Origin of the sequence: Flavobacterium sp. UBA7680 (genome assembly GCF_002482975.1) — a bacterium.
Classification (GTDB): domain Bacteria; phylum Bacteroidota; class Bacteroidia; order Flavobacteriales; family Flavobacteriaceae; genus Flavobacterium.
The window spans coordinates 224,279-249,867 of record NZ_DLHA01000032.1 but is presented as its reverse complement, the minus strand read 5'-3'; the positions used below and the strand labels follow the sequence as shown (position 1 = coordinate 249,867).

The window sequence follows — 25,589 nt, the reverse complement described above, 5'->3', positions numbered from 1 at the left end:
ATTAATTATCAATTTGGAAACATTTAGAAATAGTGCAAGTTTGCAGGAAATAGAAGTAAAGACAAGTATGTCTGCTAAGACTTTTTTAGTTATAGTTTTTACGTCAATTGTAGTTTTAATGATTTACAAACTTCCTAAGGAACTTTTTCATTGGGAAGAATTTAATCCTAACGGAATATTTACTCTCGCTTTTTTAGCTGTTTCGATATTATGTATTTTTTGCTGGATGTCGCTTTTAGATAATGAACCAAAGTTCAAAATCAATAAGCATGGTTTTTGGATTAGAAAAACAATGCTTCCATTTTCATCTCTTATTTTAATAAAATGGATAGATATTAAACTTGTTGAATATGATTTTGTAACTAAAAAAAGAGGTAGAAAATCCTTTTTCTTAGTTATTCGTAGAAAAGAAAATTCAAAAACAAATAAAATACAGTTAGATAGTATTGATGAACCAATAGAAGATATTCTAAACGTTATTAGGAATTTTTCAGTTATAATGAATTATGTAGACAGAGGTAAAGTAACACAATAAAAAACATCCCGTCTGAAGTTGTGTAATAGCGCAGGGTTTTAATTGCCTCCAGCTTTAGCTGGAGGTAGAAAATTGCAATAATAAAAGGCTTTAGCCAAAATGTAGAGTTCGGCTAAAGCCTTTTTATATGAATTTATACATCCTCCAGCTAAAGCTGGAGGCAATTAAAAACTTTGCGACTTAGCTCCCGATGACTATCGGGATTGCGAGATTAAAAACATAAAAGCTTAATTCATAACTTATAACTCACAACTCATAATTGAACTCATAACTTGTAAACAAAATTCTTAGACTTAATTACTTTTCCATTATCAGTAATCATTACGCAGCTGTAATCAGAGAATTTTTGAAGTAAAAGCAAACCTTCCTTTTGGCCTAAAACCATTAATGAAGTGCTTAATCCGTTTGCGGTTTCGGCATTTGGTCCGAAAACGGTGACGCTGCATAAACCCGTTGCAGGATATCCGGTTGCAGGATTTATAATATGTGAATATCGTTTTCCGTTAAAAACAACAAATTTTTCATAACTGCCTGATGTTGTTACTGCGCCTTGATTTAGTGGAACAACAGCTAAAACTTTTTCAGGTTTAAACGGATTCGTAATTCCTATTTTCCAAAGCTGTCCGTTAGGTTGTTTTCCCCAAGTACTCATATCTCCGGAACCGTTTATAATTCCGGCTTGAATGCCTTTTGCAATCATCATCGCTCGGCATTTGTCGGTTGCGTAACCTTCGCCCAGAGCGCCAAAACCGATTTTCATTCCTTTTAATTTTAAGAAGATTGTGGATTCAACGCTGTCGAGAATAATATTTTTATAGCCCACTTTTTCGACTGATTTTTTTATGGCTTCCGCCGAAGGCATTTCGGTCATTGATCCATCAAATTTCCAGATTCTGTCCATTGCGGCAAAACTAACGTCAAAACCGCCATTTGTTATTTCAGATAATTTTATGGCTCTTTGCGTAAGTTCAAAAACTTCACGATCTACTTTTATGGGTTTAATTCCGGCATTTTGATTGACTTGCGAAACTTGAGAATCTGGTTTCCAATCGGAGATTAAATTTTCAATTCGGGTAATTTCGGCAATTACTTCGTTGATGTTTTGTTCGGCAGTTAAAGAATCTTTGGCAACAATACTAATATCAAAACGTCCGCCCATAAGTAAAGTCGTTCTTTTTCGTAATATTTGCGAATGTGTTGATAAACAACAGCTAATTGCAAAAACACATAAAACTTTATTTAGGAAAGATATCTTTGTCATAATTTTATTAATAGCAATCGGTTAATAATTGCCCGTTTTCTTTATATTTTAACAGACTTTTAGTTCCGTTTGCAAGGCACAATTCATCCAGAATTGTTTCAACATCTTTTTGCATCGCAAGAGATCCGCAAATCATAATAACGCCGCCTTGTTTCAATAAATCAATAAAAAAAGCAGTATCTCTTTTTATCAAATCCATTACATAAATATGTTCTGCTTCGCGCGATAAAGCAACGTGAAAATTATCCAAATGTTCCTTTTGAATCATTATTCCGGCAAACTTTTTATAAGCCTGAAGCGTTGGCGTTTCCATTCTAAATCCGCTGTACAATTGTATTTCTTTCTTAGCACTATTTTGTTCAATCATTCCTAAGAAAGGCGCGATTCCGGTTCCGTTAGAAATGAAAGCCACTTTTGGAGCTTTATTCGGAAAATGAAAAGTTTTATTATTGATAATTCTGGCTTTAATTGTATCTCCAATTTCTAGATTATTTAGAAATCCAGAACCTAATCCGTTTGGATGCAGTTTTACAACCAACTGTACATTTCCAGAATGATTTCCGATAGAATAAAGACGTTCTCTCGAATCATTTACCGGATAAATAGCCAGTAAATCACCCGAAGCAAATTTCGTTCTGCTATTGGCGCGTAAAGTCAATATAAAAGTATGTTCTGTATCAGAAATTGGCGTTTTATCTAAAACCATTAATTTCTGTAAGCCTTTTGGAACATGATTGTATAAAGATGGAGTAGTGGCAAGCGGAATTTGAGCTTTGGCACTCCATAACTTAACCCATTCAACAAATTCTATTGCCGATTTATCGTTAACAGTCTGTAAATCTAAAAAGCGTTCTGCCCAACTTTGAGTTTCCAAAAGCTGGTCAATTTCAATTGCAAATTGGCAGAAATCAGGATATGATTTTGAACCAAAACCAACGACAGAGAATTTAATTTTCTGTTCCTGATTTTGTTTCTGTAAAAGTGCTTTAAATTTTGTTCCGTTAGAAGGTGCATCTCCTAAGCCGTGTGTTGACGAAAAAACAATGATATGTTCTGCTTTCGGGTAAACCGAAAAACTGTTTAATTCGGCAATAAAAGCTTTTTTTCCGTGTCCGATTAATTGTTTCAAAATAGCATTGGCAAATCTAAAAGAACTTCCATTTTCAGAACCAACTAAAAGAATGTACTTGCTTTCATTGGCTTTGAATTTATTTTTAATTCGGCTAGATCTTCTTTTTAAAGTAATCGCAAAACCCGAATAAATAAAGAAAAGGATATTGATACAGGCAATGGCTAAAATAACCGCCCAGATTCCGTTAATTCTTCCTGTATGAAGGTCAAGGCTTAAAGCGGCAAACTGAATTGTCTTTGGCGAAAGCTTTTCAGAAATCAAAGTTCCATCAACCTGATTTACTTCAATTTCACGATCTTTAAGTTCAATGATATAATATTCTTCAGGATCATCAGTAAAAGGAAATTCGATTTTTTTTACGTCAGAAAGCAGTATAGTTTTAAATACGGAAGTTTTTTTGGCTTCTGCCGAAAGTTCTGTTTTTACAGGTTTCGCTTTTTCTTCACCCATAAAAAAGTTGAATCTTTCAAGTGATAAATACGTTCCGGTAAGCGCAATAATGAAAATCGGAATTAAAGCCAAACGTCCAAAAAGAACATGATAATATTGTGCAAAATATTCTTTTATGACTTTTGAAAAGAAATTACGGATTCCTCTTTGTCTTTTCAAAACCAATACAAAACCCGAAATCGAAATTAATAATAAGCAAAAAGAGATTACGCCCACAAAAAAACGTCCGATTTCATGAAGAAACAACGAACGGTGAAAACCGGTTATCCATTGAATAAATTCGCTCTTTTTTTCAGGTTTTCCTAATGTTTTTCCCGTTTTGGGATCAATGTATGCATGAATGTCATTTCCATCAGCATCAATTGCCTGCAACGTTACAAACTGATTGTAATCGATACTTAATTCTGTAATTTCTGAATATTCTTTCTTTACTATTGGCAGGGTTTCTCCCAATGTTATTTTATCAAAATTGGCTGCTTTATATGGAAGTGTTTTTTCCTGTACGGCATCGACAGCCAAAATGATTCCGGTAACAGATGCTAAAAGCAGAAATATCGAAGAAAATAAGGCCAAAGCCAAATGTGCGTAACGCCAGAAAGAAAGAGTCATTTAGTGTATTCTAGAAATGTAATAAAATGTTTAAAGCTTTGCCAAAATTAAAAACTTTGACAAAGCCTGAATTCAAGATTAAGCAGAAAAAATAAATTTCATGCTTATTATGAGGTTAAGAAATAATTACTAAAAAATTATATTTTGTTTAGTCGTACATATTTGATGTAACCTTTTCCATCTGTTTTATCAGCAAGTCCTTCTGTTGAAAGCGGAATTTCAAGATCGCTTACGTAATATTTTTGATCTTCAACAGCAGTTTCAAAACGTAATTTGTAACCTTTATTAATTTTCGAATCTTCGATTTCTATTGTCGTCACACTGCGATCGCCTCCAGTTACAGATGCGCCTGTTTTTGCACTAATATCTTCTCCTTTTTGAGCGTGGAATTTATTCCATTCTTTTAAAGATTTGTACCATTTTTTGTCATCACCCATTACATAAAGCGTTTTTTCGTATCCACCAGTTGGGTTAATAAGCGAAACTACGATATATGCACCTTCTCCCATATAATTTGTCATTTGAAGCATGCATTTGTATTTGCTAGATTGTGCATTTGCTTGAAGAGCAACAAGAAAGATAAGAGCACTTGTAAGTGCAATTTTGAATATTGATTTCATTTTTTAATTGGAATTTGGAATTTTATTTTTGGAATTTTAAGACCTATTTTAAAAAGTCAATTGATACGTTGTTTTTTGTAAGCAGTTCATTTTCTTTAGCCAGTGCATAAGCTGTTTCATCAAATTCTGTGTTGATGTCTTTTTTTGCTCCGGCAGAAATAAGGTATTTTAAAACAGCATCATCTTTAGACGTCATTGCTGCTCTGTGCAAAGCTGTTAAACCATCTTTGTTTTTAGCATTTATATCTACTTTTAAATCCGTTATTTTTTTAAGAAGTGTTATGTCATTTTTTGTAATTGCTAAATGATACAAAGTATTTCCATCTTTTTGAGCTGCTGCTAAGTTTAAACCTTTATCCTGAAGTAATTTTGCTTTTGCATCAAAAGGATCAGCAGTAGTTTCTTTTCCGGCAGGTTTGTATGATTGAACCAAATAAACACCTAAATTGTTTCCGTCTTTATCTTTTACATTCACATCGGCACCTTTGTTTAAAAGTAAAGCTACAGTTTCTGGAGTTCCAGTTCGTACGGCATTTGTCAAAGCCGATTCTCCTTTTAAGTTTTGGGCATTAACGTTTTTTGTAACTGGAAGTAAAATTTCTAAAACCGCAGTTTCTTTAGCCGAAGCTGCAGCCATCAAAGGTGTATTTCCTTCTTTATCAGCTTTATTTGCATCAGTACCTTTGCTTAAAAAGTATGTAACGATTTCAGCTTGGTTTGGTTTTCCTGCTAAAATATGCAATACATTTTGCCCTGCTTTATTTTGTGCATTTGCTTTTAGTTTTACTTCTTCAACTAAATATTTATAAGTTTCAATTGTATTCGTTTCTCTGCGGCTTCCTTGTGCTGCCGTAAAAAGAGCATTATCATTTGGTTTTATTCCTTTTTCAAGAAGTTTTTTCAGGAAAGGAATGTTTCCAGATCTTGCTGCATAGGTAAAAGCAGTATTTCCGTCATTATCTACATCTTTAAGAGATAATCCTTTTGTAGAAAAATATTCAGCAGCTTTTAAATCCTTATCAGAAGAAATAGCCAAAAGCAATAAGTTCGCTCCGTTTGCATATTTTTTCTTCGGATCGATTCCGGCTTTAAAGAAAGCTTCATATAAAGCAGGATTTGCTTGTCCGTTTGAAGCTGCAAAATCTGCTGGAGCTGTACCGTGGCTGTCTTCAAAATTAACATCAGAACCTTTACTTATAAGATATTGTACTAATTCTGTATTTCCTCTGTAAGCGGCCCAATGTAAATAAATACGATTGTCGTGCGTTAATTTTGTTATAGAATTTCCAGGCTGATCGATTAAAAATTTGATTGTTTCATTTGGTGCATCGTTGTTGATTGCCAGTGTAGTAACATCAAAAGCATTTATGTTAGCTTCTGCCGGATTATTTCCTTTTGCTATTTCTGCTTTTACTGTTTCGACATTTGGAGACGTTTTCCAGAATGATGCTTCTAAAAGTGTATTTTTTTGCTGTGCATTAACAAATGAAACAGCTGCAAATGCTAAAGAAATAAAAAGATTCTTTTTCATATTTTGTTATGTTGTTTATTGGAGTTCTTGTTCCAAAAATTATAGATGAGATTAAAGTCTATTTAGAATAAATCAAAATAATGACAAATGTAAAGATTAATATTTTTATAGCAAGTTTTATTGCTTTTAAAAGTTTAATTCTAATGAATTTTAATCTAATCCTAAGTTTTCAATTATCTTTTTTCTGTAACAGCTATTTTTCAAAATTGTAAGACAGCGGTTTTATGTTTTGGTTTAATAAGTGTTTAATGTTTTTTAGTATTTTAAAATTTAAATATCTGATAATTAGTTTTTTAATATTTATAAAAGTAGAACATTTTCTAAATTTTAGATTTTATTTTCTATCAGATGAAAGTTTTTTTAAGAGGAAATTTGACGTTTACTTTTACTCAAAATCGAATCAAAAAAGTCCAAATTTGAACTTTGGATGTTAATAACTGTTTTTTCATTCTCCGGATTTTTTTCATTTTTTATGTTGACAAGTTTATTTAGATCCAGTTTAAATAACTGGTATTTCGGCAACTACGAAAAATTATGTGCTTGTTAATAAATTGTTTTTTTAATGGTTTTCAGCCTGATTTTTTCCTGTTGATAATTGTTCGGATTTTTAACATCAAAACCTAGTCTAAAGGAGAATCGTGGGTTAATTTTGTATGTATAGAAAACGCAGTTCCCCACCTCAAATCCTGTTAATTTTCTATTCTTATTTAGTCACCGTTAAATACTATATATATGTCTATATTTGATAAAAGAGTCAATTATAAACCTTTTGAATACCCAGAGGTTTTGCAATTTACAGAAGCGATAAATAAAGCGTATTGGGTTCATACAGAAGTTGATTTTACTGCTGATACTCAGGATTTTCATGCTCATTTAACATTGGCAGAAAAAACTGCAGTAAAGAATAGTTTACTGGCAATTGCACAGATTGAGGTAGCTGTAAAAAGTTTTTGGGGAAACATCTATGAGCACTTTCCAAAACCTGAATTTAATGGTTTAGGAACCACTTTTGCAGAGTGTGAATTCAGACATTCTGAAGCTTATTCACGTCTTCTTGAAGTATTAGGTTACAACGATGAATTTGAAAAACTTTTGGACGTTCCGGTTATTCGCAGACGTGTTGATTATCTTTCTAATGTTTTAAAAGATACACGCTCTCAGGATAACAGAAAATATATGGTTTCGCTGATTTTATTCAGTATTCTAATTGAAAATGTTTCGCTTTTCAGCCAGTTTGCTATTCTGCTTTCTTTTACAAGATTTAAAGGTTACATGAAAAATGTGAGTAACATTATTGCGTGGACTTCTATCGATGAGCAGATTCATGCTAATGGCGGAATTTTCATCATCAATAAAATAAGAGAAGAATTTCCGGATTATTTTGATGCTGATACTTTAGAATTAATTAGAGAAACGGTTAAGGATTCTATTGCAGTTGAATCAGACATATTAGACTGGATATTTGAAGAAGGTGAAATAGAAAGTATTAAAAAAGGTGATTTGGTGAATTTTATGAAATTTAGACTTGATGAAAGCTTAAAACAAATTGGAATTCCAACAATTTTCAATGTTAATATTGACGATTACAAAGCTTTGGCTTGGTTTGAAGAAGAAGTTTTTGCAAACAGTCTGGATGATTTTTTCGCAAAACGTCCTGTAGAATATACCAAACACGATAAAAGTATTACGGCAAACGATCTTTTCTAAAAGCAAAACAGTATGAGTACAATAGATACAAATGAAGTTAATAGTCTTCCGCAAAATGAAGCAGGAACCAAAATGTGGTGGAAGAACTCTGAGAGTGAACAAATTTTAAACCGCGGTTATCTTTTAAAAGGTGAAACGGTAGAAGGTGCAATTGACAGAATTTGTACCGCTGCCGCAAGAAGATTATATAAACCGGAATTAAAAGAGTCTTTTGTAGAAATGATTGAACGCGGCTGGATGAGTATCAGCTCGCCGGTTTGGGCGAATATGGGAACCGAAAGAGGTTTACCTATTTCTTGTTTTAACGTACACGTTCCGGATAAGATTGAAGGAATTACACATAAACTGGGCGAAGTGATCATGCAGACTAAAATAGGCGGTGGAACATCTGGTTATTTTGGGGAATTACGTGAACGCGGAAGTGCAGTAACAGACAACGGAAAGAGTAGTGGAGCGGTAAGTTTCATGAAACTTTTTGATACAGCTATGGACACGATTTCGCAAGGCGGAGTTCGTCGCGGCGCATTTGCTGCATATTTAGATATCGACCATCCGGATATTGAAGAATTTTTGAAAATTAAAAGTATCGGAAACCCAATTCAGAATTTGTTTACCGGAATCTGTGTTCCTGATTACTGGATGCAGGAAATGATTGACGGTGATAATGATAAAAGACAAATTTGGGCAAAGGTTTTAGAAAGCCGTCAACAAAAAGGACTGCCTTATATTTTTTTCAGCGATAACGTAAATAAAAGCAAGCCACAGGTTTACAAAGATCAAAATCTGAGAATCAATGCGAGTAATTTATGTAGTGAAATTATGCTTCCGTCAAGTCAGGACGAATCGTTTATTTGCTGTTTATCTTCAATGAATTTAGAGCTTTATGAAGAATGGAAAGATACAGAAGCGGTAAAACTGGCTATCTTTTTCCTTGATGCGGTATTACAGGAATTCATCGAAAAAACAGAAGGGAACTATTATCTTTCTGCAGCGAATAAATTTGCTAAAAGACACCGTGCATTAGGTTTAGGTGTTTTAGGATGGCATTCTTATTTGCAGAAAAATATGATTCCGTTTGAAGGAATGGAAGCTAAATTGAAAACGACAGAAATTTTTAAACATATAAGCGATAAGGCTGATAAAGCAACTCAGGAATTAGCCAGAATTTATGGTGAACCAGAATTGCTAAAAGGTTACGGAAGACGTAATACGACAACAATGGCAATCGCGCCAACGACTTCATCTTCGGCAATTTTAGGTCAGACTTCTCCGGGAATTGAGCCTTTTAGCAGTAATTACTATAAAGCTGGTTTGAGTAAAGGTAATTTTATGCGTAAAAATAAATACCTGAAAAAACTGCTTGAAGAAAAAGGCTTGGATAATGAAGAAGTTTGGAGAGAAATTATGCTAAATGGTGGAAGTGTTCAGCATATGTCTCAGCTATCTCAAACTGAAAAAGATGTTTTTAAAACGTTTAAAGAAATCAGTCAGCTGGAAATTGTACAGCAGGCAGGAATTCGTCAGAAATTTGTAGATCAGGGACAGAGTTTAAATCTTAATATTCCGGCTGAATTGCCAGTTAAAGAAGTAAACCGTTTAATGATTGAAGCTTGGCAGCTGGGTGTAAAAAGTTTGTATTACCAAAGAAGCCAAAGTGTTTCTAAAGAATTGGTGACAAGTTTGGTTACTTGCAGCAGTTGTGAATCGTAAAAAAAACAAAAGCCGAATTATTTTAGATTCGGCTTTTTTTATTATGAACTTGAAAAGTTGTTTCACGCAGATTTCGCAGATTAAGGCAGATTTTTTTAAACACATAGAGACATAGATTTTCTTTGTCCATAAAAGGCATTTCATTTGTTTAAACGCACATAGCTATGTGTAAAAATCAAAAATCTAGATTTTTTTTCAACTCTTTTAAACGAAATAAAATCTATGTCTCTATGTGTTTAAAAAATAAATTTTAAATTTAGATTATTATAAAATTAAAAACCTCCAAAATCAATGACTCCGGAGGTTTTCACAACAAACAACTAATATTAGAACTTCACAAGCAAAGATGCTTTTACAGTTCTTGGTGACTGCGGATTGAAGAAATCTCCCCAATATACTTTGTCGGTTAGATTATCTGCTTTAATAGCAATTCTATATCTTGCCTGCTCATAAAACAGAGAGGCGTTTAAAGTATGAACTTTTGAAATTGTTACTGTATTTGAAGAGCTTAAGAAACTATCACCTCTGTAATTTCCTCCAAAACCAATTCCTAAACCTTTTGCATTACCTTGTTTAACGGTATAACTTAACCAATAATTTATAGTGTTTTTTGGCGTGTAAGCTACGTGTTTTCCGGCATCGGTTCCGTTTAAGAAAGTAGCGTCAAGATTAGCATATCCTAGCATAATATCAAATCCTGCAAATGGATTTGCGAATAACTCCAATTCAAAACCTTTGTTTTTCTGAGTTCCGTCTTGTAAACTAAACAATTGATTGTTTGGATCCATTCTCAATTTATTATCTACTTTGATATCAAAATAACTTGCCATTAAAGTCAAACGGTTTTGGAATAAACTTGATTTAAATCCGAGTTCCCATTGTGTTGCTTTTTCAGGATCGGCTTTTTGCATTGTTCCGTTTCCAGTTCCATCATCTTTCAAGAAACTGTTGATGTTTTTATTTCCACCTAAATAATTTCCAAATACTGCCAATTGTTCTGGGAGAATTTCATAAACTAATCCAAATTTTGGAGTCCACGCGCCTTGATCGAAAGAAAAATCAGGATCTTCTGCATTTGGTACGGTGGCACTTGGCGACATTTCTTTAGAATATTCGTAACGCAAACTTGTCATTAAATGTAATTGCGGTAAAATGTCTAAAACATTAGAGAAATAAATACTGTAACGATCGTTTACATACCCGCCATTCCAAGACGGATTGGTTTGAATGGCTTTGTCGAAATCTTGTTTTGACATGTAAGGAGCAACAGTCGTGTAATTAAATGTATCATAATTAGCAGAACCTCCAACATAAATTTCGTCATCTCTTAAATAGTCAACTCCAACTAAAAGACGGTTGCGCATTTTTCCAATTTTGAAATCTCCGTTTAAATATTGCTGAATGGTTGTAAAATCAATATCGTAACGAGCAGAACCAATGCTTCTGGCTACCTGCTGTCCAGTTATAGCAGCGTTGACATAATTTGGCGCATATAAGCTGTATGAATGCCCAAAAGAAGTTGTAGAAGTCCATTGATCGCTTAATTTATATAGCGCATCAACAGAGAAAATTGTAGAAGCTTTTTCGAATGTAATTTCGTTACTGCTAAATGATAATTTACGAACAGGATCTAATTCACTTACATTCGTGATTCCGTCAGCACTTAAATAGGGACGTCCGGCACCGTTGATTTTATAAATATCAGCCTCAACAATAAACTGAAGTCTTTCGCTCGCTTTGTATGTAAAAGCCGGTGCGACAAAAAAACTTTCGGCCCAGCCATAATCCTGAAAACTTTTTTCTTTTCTGTAAGCTGTATTTACTCGGCCTAAAAATGTAGAGTCTTTACTTAACGGACTATTAATATCGGCTGTTAAGCGATTATAACCGTAACTTCCGGTAATGTAGTTGATATTTCCGCCAAAAGATGCGTATGGTTTTTTAGTAATACGATTAATGATTCCGCCATAGTTTGCACGTCCGTGTCCGCCAAATAAAGTTCCAGACGGTCCTTTAATAACCTCAATGTTTTCGATATTTGCCATATCATTTTCAGTCCAGTTTCCAAGCATTTTTCCATCTCTGTAAAAAGCCTGATCGTCAAATCCTCTCAAATAAGAATACGATCTTACACCAGGTTCAGATCCTCCTGAAACAACTCCGGCAGCACTTTTTAAGGCATCATCAAAATTGGTTAAAACCTGCTGATCGATTATTTTTGAATTTATAACCGAATATACTTGCGGATTTTCTAAGTTTTTAAGGGGCATTCTTGCTACGTAAACACTTTCTTTTGAAGATATTTTCTTTTTATCATTGGTCACAATTACTTCCTGAAGTTCTTTATTAGAAACTTTCAATTGTAGGTTGAGTGGAGTAGTGGTGTTTTCTGTAACGGTAACTTGTTCTTCAAGGGTTTCATACCCGGTAAGAGAAATTTGAGCCGTATAAGTTCCCGGTTTTATTCTATTAAATTCAAAAACGCCGTCTTCATTGGTAAAGACACCGAATTTTGTATTTTTTAAAATAACGTTTACAAACGATGCAGGATCACCATCTGAAGTTGTAATGGTTCCTTTTATTTTTCCATTGTTTTGCTGTGCCTGAACGATCAGTACCGAAAAGAACAGGGATAGTAATAATGCGAATTTGGTAATTCTTTGATTTTTAAGATTCATGGTTTTATTGGTTGATTTTAATTTATATTATTTAGACTAAATAAAAACAGTGCAAATGTAGAAATTAAAACTGACCATTTTTAAATTTTTTCTATCATTTAAAACAGAATATGTTAAATGGAATTTGAATCGTTGTTTTTAACTATTTGAGTGGATAAAACGTCATCTTTTTAAGTAATTATTTTTGATATTTGTATGAATAGTAAGCTGTAATTTTTTCGGTGATATTCTAATTTAATTATCATAAAATATTAATTTAGTAGCCACAAATTATCATCCAAAACAAATAAATACCCGCAGTAAATGGAAAATATCACAGTAATTATAATGTTACTTTTTGGCGTAGCTTTTCTTAGTTTAATAAGTAAAAGGTATAATTTTCCAATACCAATTGTACTGGTACTTTGTGGTGTTATTATTAGTGTTTTTCCGGGATTGCCTGTTATCGCGTTGAGCCCCGAAGTTGTTTTTATTATATTTCTTCCGCCGCTTTTGTATCATGCCGCATGGCATACAAGCTGGTCTGAATTTAAACAGACAATCCGCCCGATAACTTTGGCAGCTGTTGGGTTGGTTTTTTTTACTACAGGATTGGTTGCTGTTGTGGCACACTGGCTTATAGATGATATTTCCTGGCCGTTAGCTTTTTTACTTGGCGCTATTGTTTCCCCTCCAGATGCAGTTTCTGCAACGTCTATTACTAAAGGCTTAGGTCTTCATCCAAGATTAATTGCCATTTTGGAAGGGGAGAGTTTGGTGAATGATGCCAGCGGTCTTGTGGCTTATAAATATGCTTTAACTGCAATTACAGCAGGGAATTTTGTTTTGTGGCAGGCTGGATTAAACTTTGTTTTGATGTCGGTTTTAGGGATTGCAATAGGTTTGGCTATTGGTTTTATAATGTATTATATCCATAAAAGATTTGTTTGCGATGACATTATTGAGGTAACACTTACGTTATTGACACCTTTTTCATCTTATTTGATTGCGGAACATTTTCATGGATCGGGAGTTTTGGCAGTTGTAACTACCGGACTTTTTTTGGCCGCAAGATCTGGTACTATTTTTTCTCATGAAAGCCGAATCATGACCAATACGATATGGGATGTTTTGAGTAATATTCTAAACGGTTTAATTTTCATTTTAATTGGATTGCAGCTGCGACAAATTATTGAAGGAATCAGCAATTATTCTGGAGATTCTTTATTTATTTGGGGAGCTGTAATTAGTATTGTTGTGATTGTCGTTCGTTTTTTATGGGTAATTCCGGCAACAATGATTCCGAGGATGCTTAGTAAAAAAATCCGAATGAAGGAAGAATTTGATTATCGAAACATGATTGTTTTTGGATGGTCGGGAATGCGCGGCGTGGTTTCGATGGCTGCTGCTTTGGCACTTCCGTTAATGCTGAATAAAACGGAAGAATTTCCTCTAAGAAACCTGATTATTTATTTGGTTTTTTGTGTGATTCTTTCCACTTTGGTTATTCAGGGGCTTACGCTTCCGTGGCTTATTAAAAAACTTAAAATTGAGCGTTATTCTATTTTGGCAGAGGAATATGATGTTCGAAATATTATTGTTTCTGAAACCATTGCACATATCGAAGATAATTTATCATTGCTGGATGATGAATTACTGCATAATATTAAAAGTAAATATGAAGTAAAATTTAATCGTTTGCAGAAAACGGAACTTCCGGCGAACTTTTTTGGAAACGGAAAAGTCTTTGGAAATGAAATATTTAATGATTTTACCAAAATTCAAATTGATCTTTTGAATGTTGAGCGCGGTAAACTCGAAGTTATGCATAAAGCAGGTTCTGTAAACGAAGAGATTTTTAGGAAAATAGAAAAAGAACTTGATCTTGAAGAAACGCGTCTTTGGATGGAAATGTATGAGGAATAGCATTTTTAGGACTTAAAAACCAAATTTATAAGAGTTTTATATCGATTTCTTTGATTCATATAAATGATAGCTGTAATTATGTAATAGGTTTGATATTCAGAAAGTTAAATTTGAAGATATTAAAACGAATACAAACAAAAAGAATATAATTATGAAAACGATATTAAAAATTAAAATTGCAATGTTGATCTTGTTAACGGGATTGGCATTTTCGTGTAAGAAGAATGAACCGACGATAGAGTCACAAAGCAGTATAGATTCGACCGAAGCTATTATTGATACTGTAGGACCAGATGTTGATACAGTTACAAATGATACGGTTAGAACTATTGCAACAGATTCTGTTAAAAAGTAGAATATAGTATTATAGATTTAAAAACCTGTGACGAATTGTCTGTTACAGGTTTTTTGTTGTTTATAATGATTATAAAGTTTTTTAATATTCAAAATAGTATTTTTGGACATAAAAAAACAAACTAATGAAAATCGCAAAATTTATTAAATTTTTCTCTTTTACTTTATTGATCGCCTGTATTGTAAGCTGTAGTGTTCATAATTCTTCTTCACCATCAGGAAAAGTTCCTCCTGGGCAGGCTAAAAAAGCATCTGGCAGCAAAAGTGCAAAAGCTTATGCTCCGGGTCAGCAAAAGAAAAGAAGATAATAATTAGGAACTTAGACTTTAAAATACAAAAAAAAGCTATTCAATAAATACTGAATAGCTTTTTTTATTTGGTCAAAAATTAATTATCGCAATGCAAATCTTAATTTAAGACCGTATGAAACAAGTCTTGTGCAGCTGTTAGGAGAATTGAGTAAAGTGTCATATCCTAATTGTACTGGCTGTTCTGCATTGTATTTAACAAGCTGTCCGTTTCCGGTTTTATCATAGATATTGTTTAAACCGTACTCAAAATAGGTACCAATGTATATAGAATTTCTATTGCCTAATTCTTGTTTTAAGCCAGTTTCAAAAGTTGCTGAATACGAAACTTCTGTATCAAGATCCTGCTCGCCGGTTACTAAATTGTTTGTACTTGCAAAACCTGCAAAAGCCGGACTAAATAACTCTACATTGTATTGTGGATAGTAACCGCTTGTAGTTAGATTTTGAAAAGTTGTTTTATAACTTCCGCTTGAAGCGAAACCAATTTTAGCACCTGCAGCAACATATAATTTTGATGTTCCCGGAGTTTCAAACTGAATATTAATTGGCACATTGATATAAGCCAGTTTTTGTTCTTCTCTTACATTTGTAGCTCTGTATCTAAACTGGAAATTCTCATTTTCAGCGTCAGTTGTGGCATATGCTCCGTATAAGGAACTGAATTTCAAATCTGAATTGTAGGTTTGATATTCAACGCCAATTCCTAAACTTAAACTTTCGCTTAAATAATAAGAATAACGAAGACCTGCACTAACACCAATTCCTGGTACTGTTTTTCCTGAAGAATCAGAATCGATATAGGAAAATGGCCCTCCCAAAGAAATCGAAAATTCTTGTTTTTTATCCTGGCCATAACTATTTAAAGACGCTGCTAAAAATGCCGTAAAAAGGGCAATGGATGTGATATAGCTGTAAATATTTTTTTTCATCTTAAGTTATATTATGCCAGTACTATTTTTATCTAGTACTGGCAGGGTTTATTTATTTTACAATTACTTTGAAAGTTTTTTTGATGTTAGGCGTTTCAAGAACTACCATGTACATATTGCTCTCAGTTGTTTGAGGTAATTGTATTTCAGTTTTAGCTGTAGATGATTGTACAGTTTTTACCAATTGACCTGTAACAGTGTAAAGGCTAATTTGCATTTTCGCTAATTCTTCTTCAGGGAAATCTGCTTCAACAGTTACTACTTTTCCAATTTCAATTGGGTTAGGATAAACTTTAGCCAGCAGCGTATTTGTCAATGCGATTTTTGAAGCACATACATATAGTACTTTTCCATCTTTGGTTGTCATTTTTACACTATAATCTGCCGTTGGATCTAATAGGGAAGTAATACTGTTTCCTGCAGAATAATACTGTCCAGTTCCTATTGGTTCGTCGTTTTTGAACCATTCGTAAGAAGCAAACTCATAACCACCATTTGTCTGTGGATTGTTATTTACAAGAAGTACGTTATTAAATTTCTGTTTAACAATGTCAAAGAAATTAAACGGTTTCACAACCACGATAGAATAAGTTGCTGATAAACTTCCATCTTGTGATGTAATTGTTACATTCTGGTTGTAAATTCCTGGTTTAGGAGTTTGAATTGTAAAATTACTAGAAGGAGTTATAACTGCACCTGACTCATTTAAGACAGAAACATTTGGATTTGTTTCTCCACATGGCAGAACATAAAAAATTGTTTTTCCAGGGTTATCAAAAACTTTTGTTCCGATAGTGATTTTCTTAACATCGATATTGTTGTTTAAGATAACTAACAACTGTGAAACATCGGCTGCAGGAAGATAGTTGCTATCTCCAGGCTGATGAGCCGTAATTAATACATCACCAGATCTCAACATATTTACCACGCCTGTAGCAGAAACTGTTGCAGGAGCTAATGGTGTAGTGTATGTTGATGTGTAAGTAACAGCTAAATTTGAATTTGAAGTCGCTGTTAAATTAAAGGTATTATTTGCTCCAAGTGTTTTAACCGGAATTGCACTAAATGTAATTTGCTGTGCTGCTTTATTAATAACAAGATTCGCTGTTAGCGTTACTACTGCACAATTTGACGCACTAGCTGATGGTGTTACTGTAGCAGTAACTACATATGTACCAGCATTTGTTGACGTATTATTTGCAGAATAAGTAACAGTTGCTCCTGTTGGAAGATTCGCAACTTGCAATGCATGAGCATTTCCATCGTATGTAAATTGAGCATCGCTAAAAGTTACAGCATTCAATGGAGAAGCAAGTACTTTTATTGTTTGCGGCTGTGTCGTAATGTTTCCATTTCCGTCATTGTATGTCCATGTAATTACATAAGTTCCTACAGCATTGTAGCTTAAAGGATCTGTTGTAGTTCCATTTAAAATTCCTGCACAATTATCTGTAGCAGTTGGAATAGCAATATCCGATGCTGAAACTGCACAATAGTTACTTATTTCCGGAAGATTAGCTACAGTTGGTACTGGAGCTGTTGCATCTGGAGTTGTAATAATAGTTATTGTTTGAGTTAATAAACATCCATTAGCATCTGTAATTGTTACAGTGTAAACTCCTGCGCTTAATCCTGTTGCTGTTGCAGCTGTTCCACCAGAAGGTGACCAAGAATAAGTGTAAGGAGCTGTTCCTCCAGTTGCAGTTACTGTTGCAGTTCCGTTAGTTCCTCCGTTGCAAGAAACATCTGTTTTAGATATTGTTGCAGCAAGAATTGTTGGTTGAGCAATAGTAATTGATTGTGTTGCAGTACAACCGTTAGCATCTGTAATAGTTGCAGTATAAGTTCCTGCGCTTAATCCAGTTGCTGTTGCAGCTGTTCCACCTGATGGTGACCAAGAGTAAGTATAAGCTCCAGTTCCTCCAGTTGCAGTTACTGTTGCAGATCCGTTAGCTCCTCCGTTGCAAGAAACATCAGTTTTAGATGCTGTTGCAGAAAGGATTGTTGGTTCAGCAATAGTTACTGATTGTGTTGTAGTACAACCGTTAGCATCTGTAATAGTTGCAGTATAAGTTCCTGCGCTTAATCCAGTTGCAGTTGCAGCTGTTCCACCTGATGGTGCCCAAGAATAAGTATAAGCTCCAGTTCCTCCAGTTCCTCCAGTTACATTTACAGTTGCAGATCCGTTAGCTCCTCCGTTACAAGAAACATCTATTTTAGATGATGTTACAGAAAGAGCAGAAGGTTCAGTAATTGTTACTGTTTGTGTTGTAAAACAACCGTTAGCATCTGTAATAGTTGCAGTATAAGTTCCTGCGCTTAATCCAGTTGCTGTTGCAGCTGTTCCTCCAGAAGGTGACCAAGAATAAGTATATGGTGTTGTTCCTCCAGTTGCAGTTATAGTTGCAGTTCCGTTTGTTCCTGCGTTACAAGAAACATCTGTTTTAGATGCTGTTGCAGCAAGAATTGTTGGTTCTGTAATTGTAACAGATTGTGTTGTTGTACATCCGTTAGCATCTGTAATAGTTGCAGTATAAGTTCCCGCAGCAAGACCAGAAGCTGTTGCAGCTGTTCCTCCAGAAGGTGACCAAGAATAAGTATATGGTGCAGTTCCTCCAATTGCAGTTACCGTTGCAGTTCCGTTAGTTCCTCCGTTGCAAGAAACATCTGTTTTAGATGCTGTTGCAGTAAGAATTGCTGGCTCTGTAATTGTAACAGATTGTGTTGTAGAACAACCATTAGCGTCTGTAATTGTAGCAGTGTAAGTTCCTGCGCTTAATCCGGTTGCAGTTGCTGCTGTTCCACCAAAAGGTGCCCAAGAGTATGTATAAGCTCCAGTTCCTCCAGTTGTAGTTACTGTTGCAACTCCGTTAGTTCCTCCGTTGCAAGAAACATCTGTTTGAGATGTTGTTGCAGCAAGGATTGTAGGTTCAGCAATAGTTACAGATTGAGTTGTAGTACAACCGTTAGCATCAGTAATAGTTGCAGTATAAGTTCCTGCACTTAATCCATTTGCTGTTGCATTTGTTCCTCCAGATGGAGCCCAAGAGTATGTATAACCAGGAGTTCCTCCAGTTACATTTACAGTTGCAGATCCGTTAGCTCCGCTGTTGCAAGAAACATCTGTTTTAGATGATGTTACAGAAAGGGCAGAAGGTTCAGTAATTGTTACTGTTTGTGTTATAAAACATCCGTTAGCATCTGTAATGGTTGCAGTATAAGTTCCTGCACTTAATCCAGAAGCTGTTGCAGCTGTTCCTCCAGATGGTGACCAAGAATAAGTATATGGTGTTGTACCTCCTGTTGCAGTTACCGTTGCAGTTCCGTTTGTTCCTGCATTACAAGAAACATCAGTCTGAGATGCAGTTGCAGTAAGGATTGTAGGTTCTGTAATTGTAACAGATTGTGTTGTAGTACATCCGTTAGCATCTGTAACAGTTACGGTATAAGTTCCTGCACTTAATCCAGAAGCTGTTGCAGCCGTTCCACCTGATGGTGACCAAGAATAAGTATATGGTGTTGTACCTCCAGTTGCAGTTACAGTTGCAGTTCCGTTAGTTCCTCCGTTGCAAGAAACATCTGTTTGAGATATTGTTGCAGAAAGAACAGCTGGTTCAATGATTGTTACTGTTTGTATTGTTTGACATCCATTAGCATCAGTAATGATTGCTGTAAAAAGTCCAGCGGCAAGACCTGTTGCAGTTGGAGCAGTTCCTCCATAAGGAGACCAAGAGTAAGTATATGCTCCAGTTCCTCCAGATACAGTTACAGTTGCAGTTCCGTTTGCTGCACCATTACAAGAAATATCTGTTTGTGTTGCTGATGTTGTCATAGCAGTTGGTTCTGTTATAACAATAGATTCAGTTGCAGCACAACCATTAGCATCTGTAACGGTTACAGTGTAAGTTCCTGGAATAAGATTGTTTATCAATGCAGTAGTTTCTCCAGAAGGACTCCAAGAATAAGTGTAAGGAGCGGTTCCTCCAGCAGGAGTTATAGTTGCAGTTCCGTTTGCCCCTCCATTACAAGAAACATCTGTATGAGATGGAGTTAAAGTAAGTAGAGTAGGTTCAGTAATTGTAACAGATTGAGTTGTAAAACAACCATTAGCATCTGTAATTGTTGCAGTGTAAGTTCCAGGACTTAATCCAGTAGCAGTAGCTGCTGTTCCTCCAGAAGGAGACCAAGAATAAGTATATGGTGCTGTACCTCCAGTTGGAATTACTGTAGCAGTTCCGTTGTTTAATCCATTACAAGTAACATCTGTTTGAGATGCTGTTGCGGCAAGAATAGCTGGTTCTGTAATAGTAACAGATGAAGTTATTTGACATAAGTTTGCATCTTGTACTGTTACTGTATACGTTCCAGCAACAAGGCCAGAAGCAGTTGCAGCATTTCCTCCAGTAGGAGACCAAGTGTATGTATAGGCACCAGTTCCACCAGTTACATTTACTGTAGCAGTTCCGTTAGTTCCTCCGTTGCAAGAAACATCTGTTTGTGATGTAGTAGCAGCAAGAATAGTTGGTTCTGTAATAGTAAAACTTTGAGTTTTGGTACATAAGTTAGCATCTTGTACAGTTACTGTATATGTTCCGGCAGAAAGACCATTTGCAGTTGCATTATTTCCTCCAGTTGGAGCCCAAGAGTATGTATAACCTCCGGTTCCTCCTGTAACAACAACAGTTGCAGATCCGTTTGCTCCTCCATTACAAGAAGTATTTATTTGCGGACTTGGAGTTACTATAAGTTCAGTTGGTTCTGTAATAGTAAAGTTTTTTACAATAGAACATCCGTTAGCAGATGTAATCGTTACAGAATAATTACCAGCTGTAAGATTAGTTGCTGTATCAGCATTTCCACCAGATGGTGACCATACGTAAGTAAAAGGCCCAGGTGCTCCGCTTGGAACTACAGCAGCAGATCCTGTATTAGCCCCAAAGCATAATACATCCGTTTGAGAAGTAGTTGCAACTAAAGTATTAGTCGTCGTAATTGTAAAGTTTCTTGTTATTGTACAACCATTAGCATCAGTAACTACAACACTATTAGCTCCGGCAGTTAATCCGGTTGCTATTGCAGTTGTATCACCAGATGGTGACCATAAATAAGAATATGGAGTTGTACCACCGCTAACGCTTACCGAAGCCTGACCACCAGTTGAACAAGTTGCACTTATTTGACTTTGTGTAGCAAATAAAGCGCTTGGTTGTGTGATTGTAAAACTTTGTGTTATTGAACAGCCATTAGAGTCTGTTACTAAAACACTATAATTTCCAATTGCTAGTCCAGTTGCTGTTGCAGCCGTTCCTCCAGAAGGTGACCATAAATAAGTATATGGTGCTGTACCTCCAGATACAACTACTGAAGCCGTTCCTGTTGCACCGCCATTACACAGAACATCCGTTTGTGATGATGTTAACGATAAAATTGCAGGTTCAGTAATAGTAAAACTTTGTGTAGTTTGACATGAATTAGCATCTGTAACAGTAACTGTGTAAGTTCCTTGTGTTAAACCAGACGCAGTAGCAGCATTTCCTCCGGTAGGGGACCATGAGTAAGTGTAAGCTCCGGTTCCACCAGTTACATTTACAGTTGCAGTACCATTTGTACCACCGTTACAAGAAACATTAGTTTGAGAACCAAAACTAGCTACAAGAGCAGCAGGTTCAGTAATCGTAAAGCTTTGAGTAGTTTGACATCCATTTGCATCGGTGATTGTAGCAGTATACGTTCCTGCCGATAGTCCATTTGCACTAGCCGTATTTCCCCCGGTTGGAGCCCAAGAATAAGAATATCCAGGAGTTCCTCCGCTTACAGAAACTGTAGCAGTTCCATTTGCACCTCCATTACATGAAACATCTGTTTGTCCGACAGCAGTAGCTGTAAGTGCAGCAGCAGGTTCAGTAATTGTAAAACTTTGAGTTGCCTGACATAAGTTACTATCAGTAACTGTAACAGTATATGTTCCAGCTGTTAATCCTGTAGCTGTAGCGGCAGTTCCTCCAGATGGAGACCAAGAATAGGTATATCCTCCAGATCCTCCTGTTGCACTTATGCTTGCAGATCCAGTGTTACCACCAAAGCAAGCTATATTAGTTTGTGCTACTGGTGATGCTACTAGAGCAGAAGGTTCTATAATAGTAAAACTTTGTGTTATCTGACAGCTATTAGCATCAGTAACTGTAACAGTATATGTTCCCGCTGTTAGACCATTTGCAGTTGCAGCCGTTCCACCAGAAGGTGACCAAGAATAAGTGTAAGCACTAGTTCCTCCTGAAACGACTACACTAGCAGATCCAGTTGCAGCACCGTTACATAAAACATCAGTTTGTGATGGTACAACCGCAAGAGCAGCTGGTTCTGTAATAGTAAAACTTTGTGTAGTTTGACATGCATTAGCGTCGGTAACAGTAACTGTATAAGTTCCTGCAGCCAGACTAGAAGCAGTAGCTGCCGTTCCTCCAGAAGGAGACCATGAATAAGTATAACCAGGAGTTCCTCCAGTTACTACTACTGTTGCTGTTCCATTTGTTCCAGAGTTACAGCTTACATTATTTATAGTTCCCTGAGAAGCCACTAATACAGGTGGTTCTGTTATAGTAAAGTTTAATATTTTTTCACATAGAATAGCATCTTTTATACTAACAGTATAATTTCCAGGTGCTAAATTACTAATAGAAGAAGATGTAGCAGCATTTGACCAAAGATAAGTGTAAGATCCTACACCTCCAGATGGTACTACTGATAATGAACCATTAGCATCTCCATTACAAGCAACATCCACTTGTGTTGAGGTAGCTGTTATATCAGATACTTGTAATGTTACCGCATTTGTAACCGCAGCTGGAGTACAATTTCCAGTTGCTATTAAACGATATTGGTAATTATTTAATGCAGCAGTTGCGCCAGTTATAGTTAGTGCTGCTGTAGTCTCTCCCGAGTAAGGAGCACCACTTGTAACATTACTAAATCCAGCTCCTGAGTTTACTTGCCATACATATCCTGTAGCATCAGAAACTCCAGCACTAAATGTTGTATTAGATCCAGAACAAATAGAACTATCAGTTGGCTGTGCAGTGATTGCCGGAGCTTGATTTACCGTTAAAGATGCACTATTTGAAGTTGCATTAGGAGTACATAAACCTGTAGCAACAACTCTATATATATATCCATTTAATCCCGCAGTTGCGCCAGTGATAGTTAATGTCGCAGAAGTTGTACCAGAATATGGTGCAGCGGCTGGAACATTAGAAAAACCAGCACCCTGATCTACCTGCCATTGATAACCTGTAGCATTTGCAGCTGTAGCAGAGAAAGTGGTATTAGCTCCTGCACAAATTATACTTGCAGATGGCTGAGCAGTGATTGCCGGAGCTTGATTTACACCTAAAGCCACACCGTTTGAAGTCGCATTAGGAGTACATGTACCTGTAGCAACAACTCTGTAAACGTATCCGTTTAATCCCGCAGTTGCGCCTGTGATAGTTAGTGTTGCAGAAGTTGTACCAGAATATGGTGCAGCAGCTGGAACATTAGAATAACCAGCACCCTGATCTACCTGCCATTGATAACCTGTAGCATTTGATGCAGTTGCAGAGAAAGTAGTATTAGCACCTGCACAAATTGTACTTGCAGATGGCTGCGCAGTAATTGCTGGCGCTTGATTTACCGTTAAAGACGCACTATTTGAAGTTGCATTAGGAGTACATGTACCTGTAGCAACAACTCTGTAGATATATCCGCTTAATCCCGCAGTTGCACCAGTAATAGTTAATGTTGCACTAGTTGTACCAGAATATGGTGCAGCAGCTGGAACATTAGCAAAACCAGCACCCTGATCTACCTGCCATTGATAACCTGTAGCACCTGAGGCAGTTGCAGAAAAAGTAGTATTAGCACCTGCACAAATTGTACTTGCAGATGGCTGTGCTGTAATAGCCGGAGCCGTATTAATAGTCAAGGCAGCGTTGTTTGAAGTAGCAGATGGACATGTTCCTGTTGCTATGACTCTGTACACATATCCATTTAATGCTGCAGTTGCGCCAGTAATAGTTAATGTTGCAGTAGTTGTACCAGAATATGGAGCAGAGGCTGAAATATTAGCAAAACCAGCACCCTGATCTACTTGCCATTGATATCCTGTAGCATTTGAAGCTGTAGCTGAGAAAGTCGTATTAGCCCCTGCACAAATTGTACTTGCAGATGGCTGAGCTGTAAAAGCTATAGTATTCATACTTCCTGTAACAGCGACATTTTTTGTTGCTATACCAGTAGAAGAAACAGTAATGTTTCCAGATGGTGTTCCTGTAGCTGATGCCGCTAAACGAGCATATATGGTTTTAGTTGTTACAACACCGCCTACGTTAGGAAAAGAAATATTGTTGGTGTAAATACCAGCTACTGATGTAGAAATTTCAAAACCAGTTGGAGCTAGTACGTCCAATGATGAGGTCAAACCACCACCACTTATCGTGAAACTCTGTGCGGTAGAAGCTCCACTGCAGCTTGTAAAAGCACTCAATGATGTTGTTGATACAATAGACCCAGCAGGTTCTGTAATAGTTACAGTCTGAGTTTTAGAGCAGCCGCCGATTCCATTAGGAGTACTATCAGTAATGGTAACTGTATAAGTCCCCGCAGTAAGACCAGAAGCAGTAGCTGCTGTTCCTCCAGATGGAGACCATGAATAGAAATAAGGAGTAGTTCCGCCCGTAACAGCAATTGTAGCCGAGCCATTATTAGCACCGTATGTACTCGCATTACTTTGTGATGAAATTGAACTGCCAAGTGCCGTTGGAACGGTTAATGTTGCAGTAGAAGAATTTACAGAAGAAGCTCCTCCAGCCACACATCGATAAATATAAGCAGTCATTCCAGATGTAGCACCTGTTATAGTTAGTGTAGAGGTACTGCTAGTACCTATAGAAGTTACGATTGAGTAAACACCACCATTCGAAACGTTAACAAAACCACTTCCATCATTAACCTGCCATTGAAGGCTAGTAGCATTAGTTGCAGCAACTGAAAATGAAGTATTAGCAGTAGGGCAAATAGTTTTGCTAGTTGGCTGCAAAGTAAATACCGGCGGTGTTGTCGATATAGATGGAGTTGGATAACTAGCCGCAGTTATAGGATAGTTAGCTGGAGTAGTACCAGTATCTTTAGTCCAGTTTGCCGTATCATTGATAAGTCCTAATAAAGTAGTAACATTCCCTGTTAACGTACCATTATATTTAGCATTTGGATATTCTGGACCTGGTGCCGGATATAAAGAAATACAAGTTGATCCATTAGTTAATCCTGACGGTAAAGCACTTGAATTACCTCCTGTTGTACCAGCTAGATTCCATTTAGTTGTTGTGTCATAATCAGCAGAATTGTAATCACCATGAACACCAGCTATAAAAGTTGGAAGGTCTGGTAACACGGGTTGAACACCTGTAGATGATTGATAAGCTAAAATTTGATCACCACCATTAAGGTTAAATCCTGTAGTAAAGCCAGGAGCATAACCAATACCCGTGGTACCCGTTACAGTAAAAGTGTCGGCAGCTGTTTCCATTACCGAAATAATAGTTCCTACTGTGGTTAAAGAAGGTACTGTCCATTGAAGATGCGATTCAGTACTTCCAACATTCCATGTTGTACCATTCCATCCACGTTCACTAAAATAAATAATTGTTCCGGCTGGTATATCTTTTAAAACAATAAAAGAAAAACCATCCAGAGGATTTGTATTATAACCAATAAAGGCTATATCTCCCGGTCCCAGTTGGGCATTTGCTTTTTGCTGCACAAAAAATGTGCACAAGAGCATAATAAATAAGAGTAATTTTTTTTTCATAACATACGTTTTA

The 25,589-nt window shown here is 36.0% G+C and carries 13 protein-coding genes; 6 read left to right on the top strand and 7 right to left on the bottom strand.

The window, feature by feature from the left end:
* Positions 1-13: 13 nt before the first annotated feature.
* Positions 14-535 carry a hypothetical protein gene (locus B3C18_RS15150; RefSeq protein WP_291148259.1) on the top strand — a complete coding sequence of 174 codons (522 nt, stop codon included), beginning with the start codon at positions 14-16 and terminating at the stop codon, positions 533-535.
* Positions 536-800: 265 nt separating this feature from the next.
* Here the strand turns inward: B3C18_RS15150 and B3C18_RS15145 are convergent, their stop codons facing one another.
* From B3C18_RS15145 to B3C18_RS15130, 4 genes are all read right to left on the bottom strand, one after another.
* A complete protein-coding gene (locus B3C18_RS15145; RefSeq protein ID WP_291148256.1) occupies positions 801-1,796 on the bottom strand; it encodes an FAD:protein FMN transferase in 996 nt (331 codons plus the stop codon).
* Between the two features lie 7 nt (positions 1,797-1,803).
* Complete coding sequence (locus tag B3C18_RS15140; protein WP_291148253.1) at positions 1,804-3,987, bottom strand: PepSY domain-containing protein; 2,184 nt, start codon at positions 3,985-3,987, stop codon at positions 1,804-1,806.
* 137 nt (positions 3,988-4,124) lie between these two features.
* Positions 4,125-4,607 (bottom strand): DUF2271 domain-containing protein, encoded by a 483-nt coding sequence (locus tag B3C18_RS15135; protein WP_291148251.1) that lies wholly within the window; start codon positions 4,605-4,607, stop codon positions 4,125-4,127.
* 43 nt (positions 4,608-4,650) lie between these two features.
* Complete coding sequence (locus B3C18_RS15130) at positions 4,651-6,138, bottom strand: ankyrin repeat domain-containing protein (protein WP_291148249.1); 1,488 nt, start codon at positions 6,136-6,138, stop codon at positions 4,651-4,653.
* Positions 6,139-6,870: 732 nt separating this feature from the next.
* On the opposite strand from B3C18_RS15130, the gene B3C18_RS15125 reads away from it, so the two are divergent.
* Entirely contained in the window at positions 6,871-7,845 is a 975-nt protein-coding gene (locus tag B3C18_RS15125; protein ID WP_291148246.1) for a ribonucleotide-diphosphate reductase subunit beta, read from the top strand.
* A gap of 12 nt (positions 7,846-7,857) precedes the next feature.
* Positions 7,858-9,555, top strand: coding sequence for a ribonucleoside-diphosphate reductase subunit alpha (locus B3C18_RS15120; RefSeq protein WP_291148243.1), 1,698 nt, complete (start codon positions 7,858-7,860; stop codon positions 9,553-9,555).
* Between the two features lie 326 nt (positions 9,556-9,881).
* On the opposite strand, the gene B3C18_RS15115 is transcribed toward B3C18_RS15120, so the two are convergent.
* Positions 9,882-12,233: a TonB-dependent receptor gene (locus tag B3C18_RS15115; protein ID WP_291148240.1), complete on the bottom strand. Its 2,352-nt coding sequence runs from the start codon at positions 12,231-12,233 to the stop codon at positions 9,882-9,884.
* Positions 12,234-12,536: 303 nt separating this feature from the next.
* Here B3C18_RS15115 and B3C18_RS15110 point away from each other — a divergent pair, with 303 nt between their 5' ends.
* The 3 genes from B3C18_RS15110 (at position 12,537) to B3C18_RS15100 (ending at position 14,800) form a co-directional block, all read left to right on the top strand.
* The gene (locus B3C18_RS15110) at positions 12,537-14,138 is read left to right on the top strand and encodes a Na+/H+ antiporter (protein ID WP_291148238.1); all 1,602 of its coding nucleotides are present in this window, start codon (positions 12,537-12,539) and stop codon (positions 14,136-14,138) included.
* A 151-nt stretch (positions 14,139-14,289) separates the two neighbouring features.
* On the top strand, positions 14,290-14,493 hold the full coding sequence (locus tag B3C18_RS15105; protein WP_291148236.1) for a hypothetical protein: 204 nt from the start codon (positions 14,290-14,292) through the stop codon (positions 14,491-14,493).
* Between the two features lie 124 nt (positions 14,494-14,617).
* Positions 14,618-14,800, top strand: coding sequence for a hypothetical protein (locus B3C18_RS15100; RefSeq protein WP_291148235.1), 183 nt, complete (start codon positions 14,618-14,620; stop codon positions 14,798-14,800).
* 83 nt (positions 14,801-14,883) lie between these two features.
* Here the strand turns inward: B3C18_RS15100 and B3C18_RS15095 are convergent, their stop codons facing one another.
* Together B3C18_RS15095 and B3C18_RS15090 are read right to left on the bottom strand one after the other, a co-directional pair.
* Positions 14,884-15,732: an outer membrane beta-barrel protein gene (locus B3C18_RS15095; RefSeq protein ID WP_291148233.1), complete on the bottom strand. Its 849-nt coding sequence runs from the start codon at positions 15,730-15,732 to the stop codon at positions 14,884-14,886.
* A gap of 52 nt (positions 15,733-15,784) precedes the next feature.
* Positions 15,785-25,576 carry a T9SS type A sorting domain-containing protein gene (locus tag B3C18_RS15090; protein WP_291148230.1) on the bottom strand — a complete coding sequence of 3,264 codons (9,792 nt, stop codon included), beginning with the start codon at positions 25,574-25,576 and terminating at the stop codon, positions 15,785-15,787.
* Between the last annotated feature and the right edge of the window lie 13 nt (positions 25,577-25,589).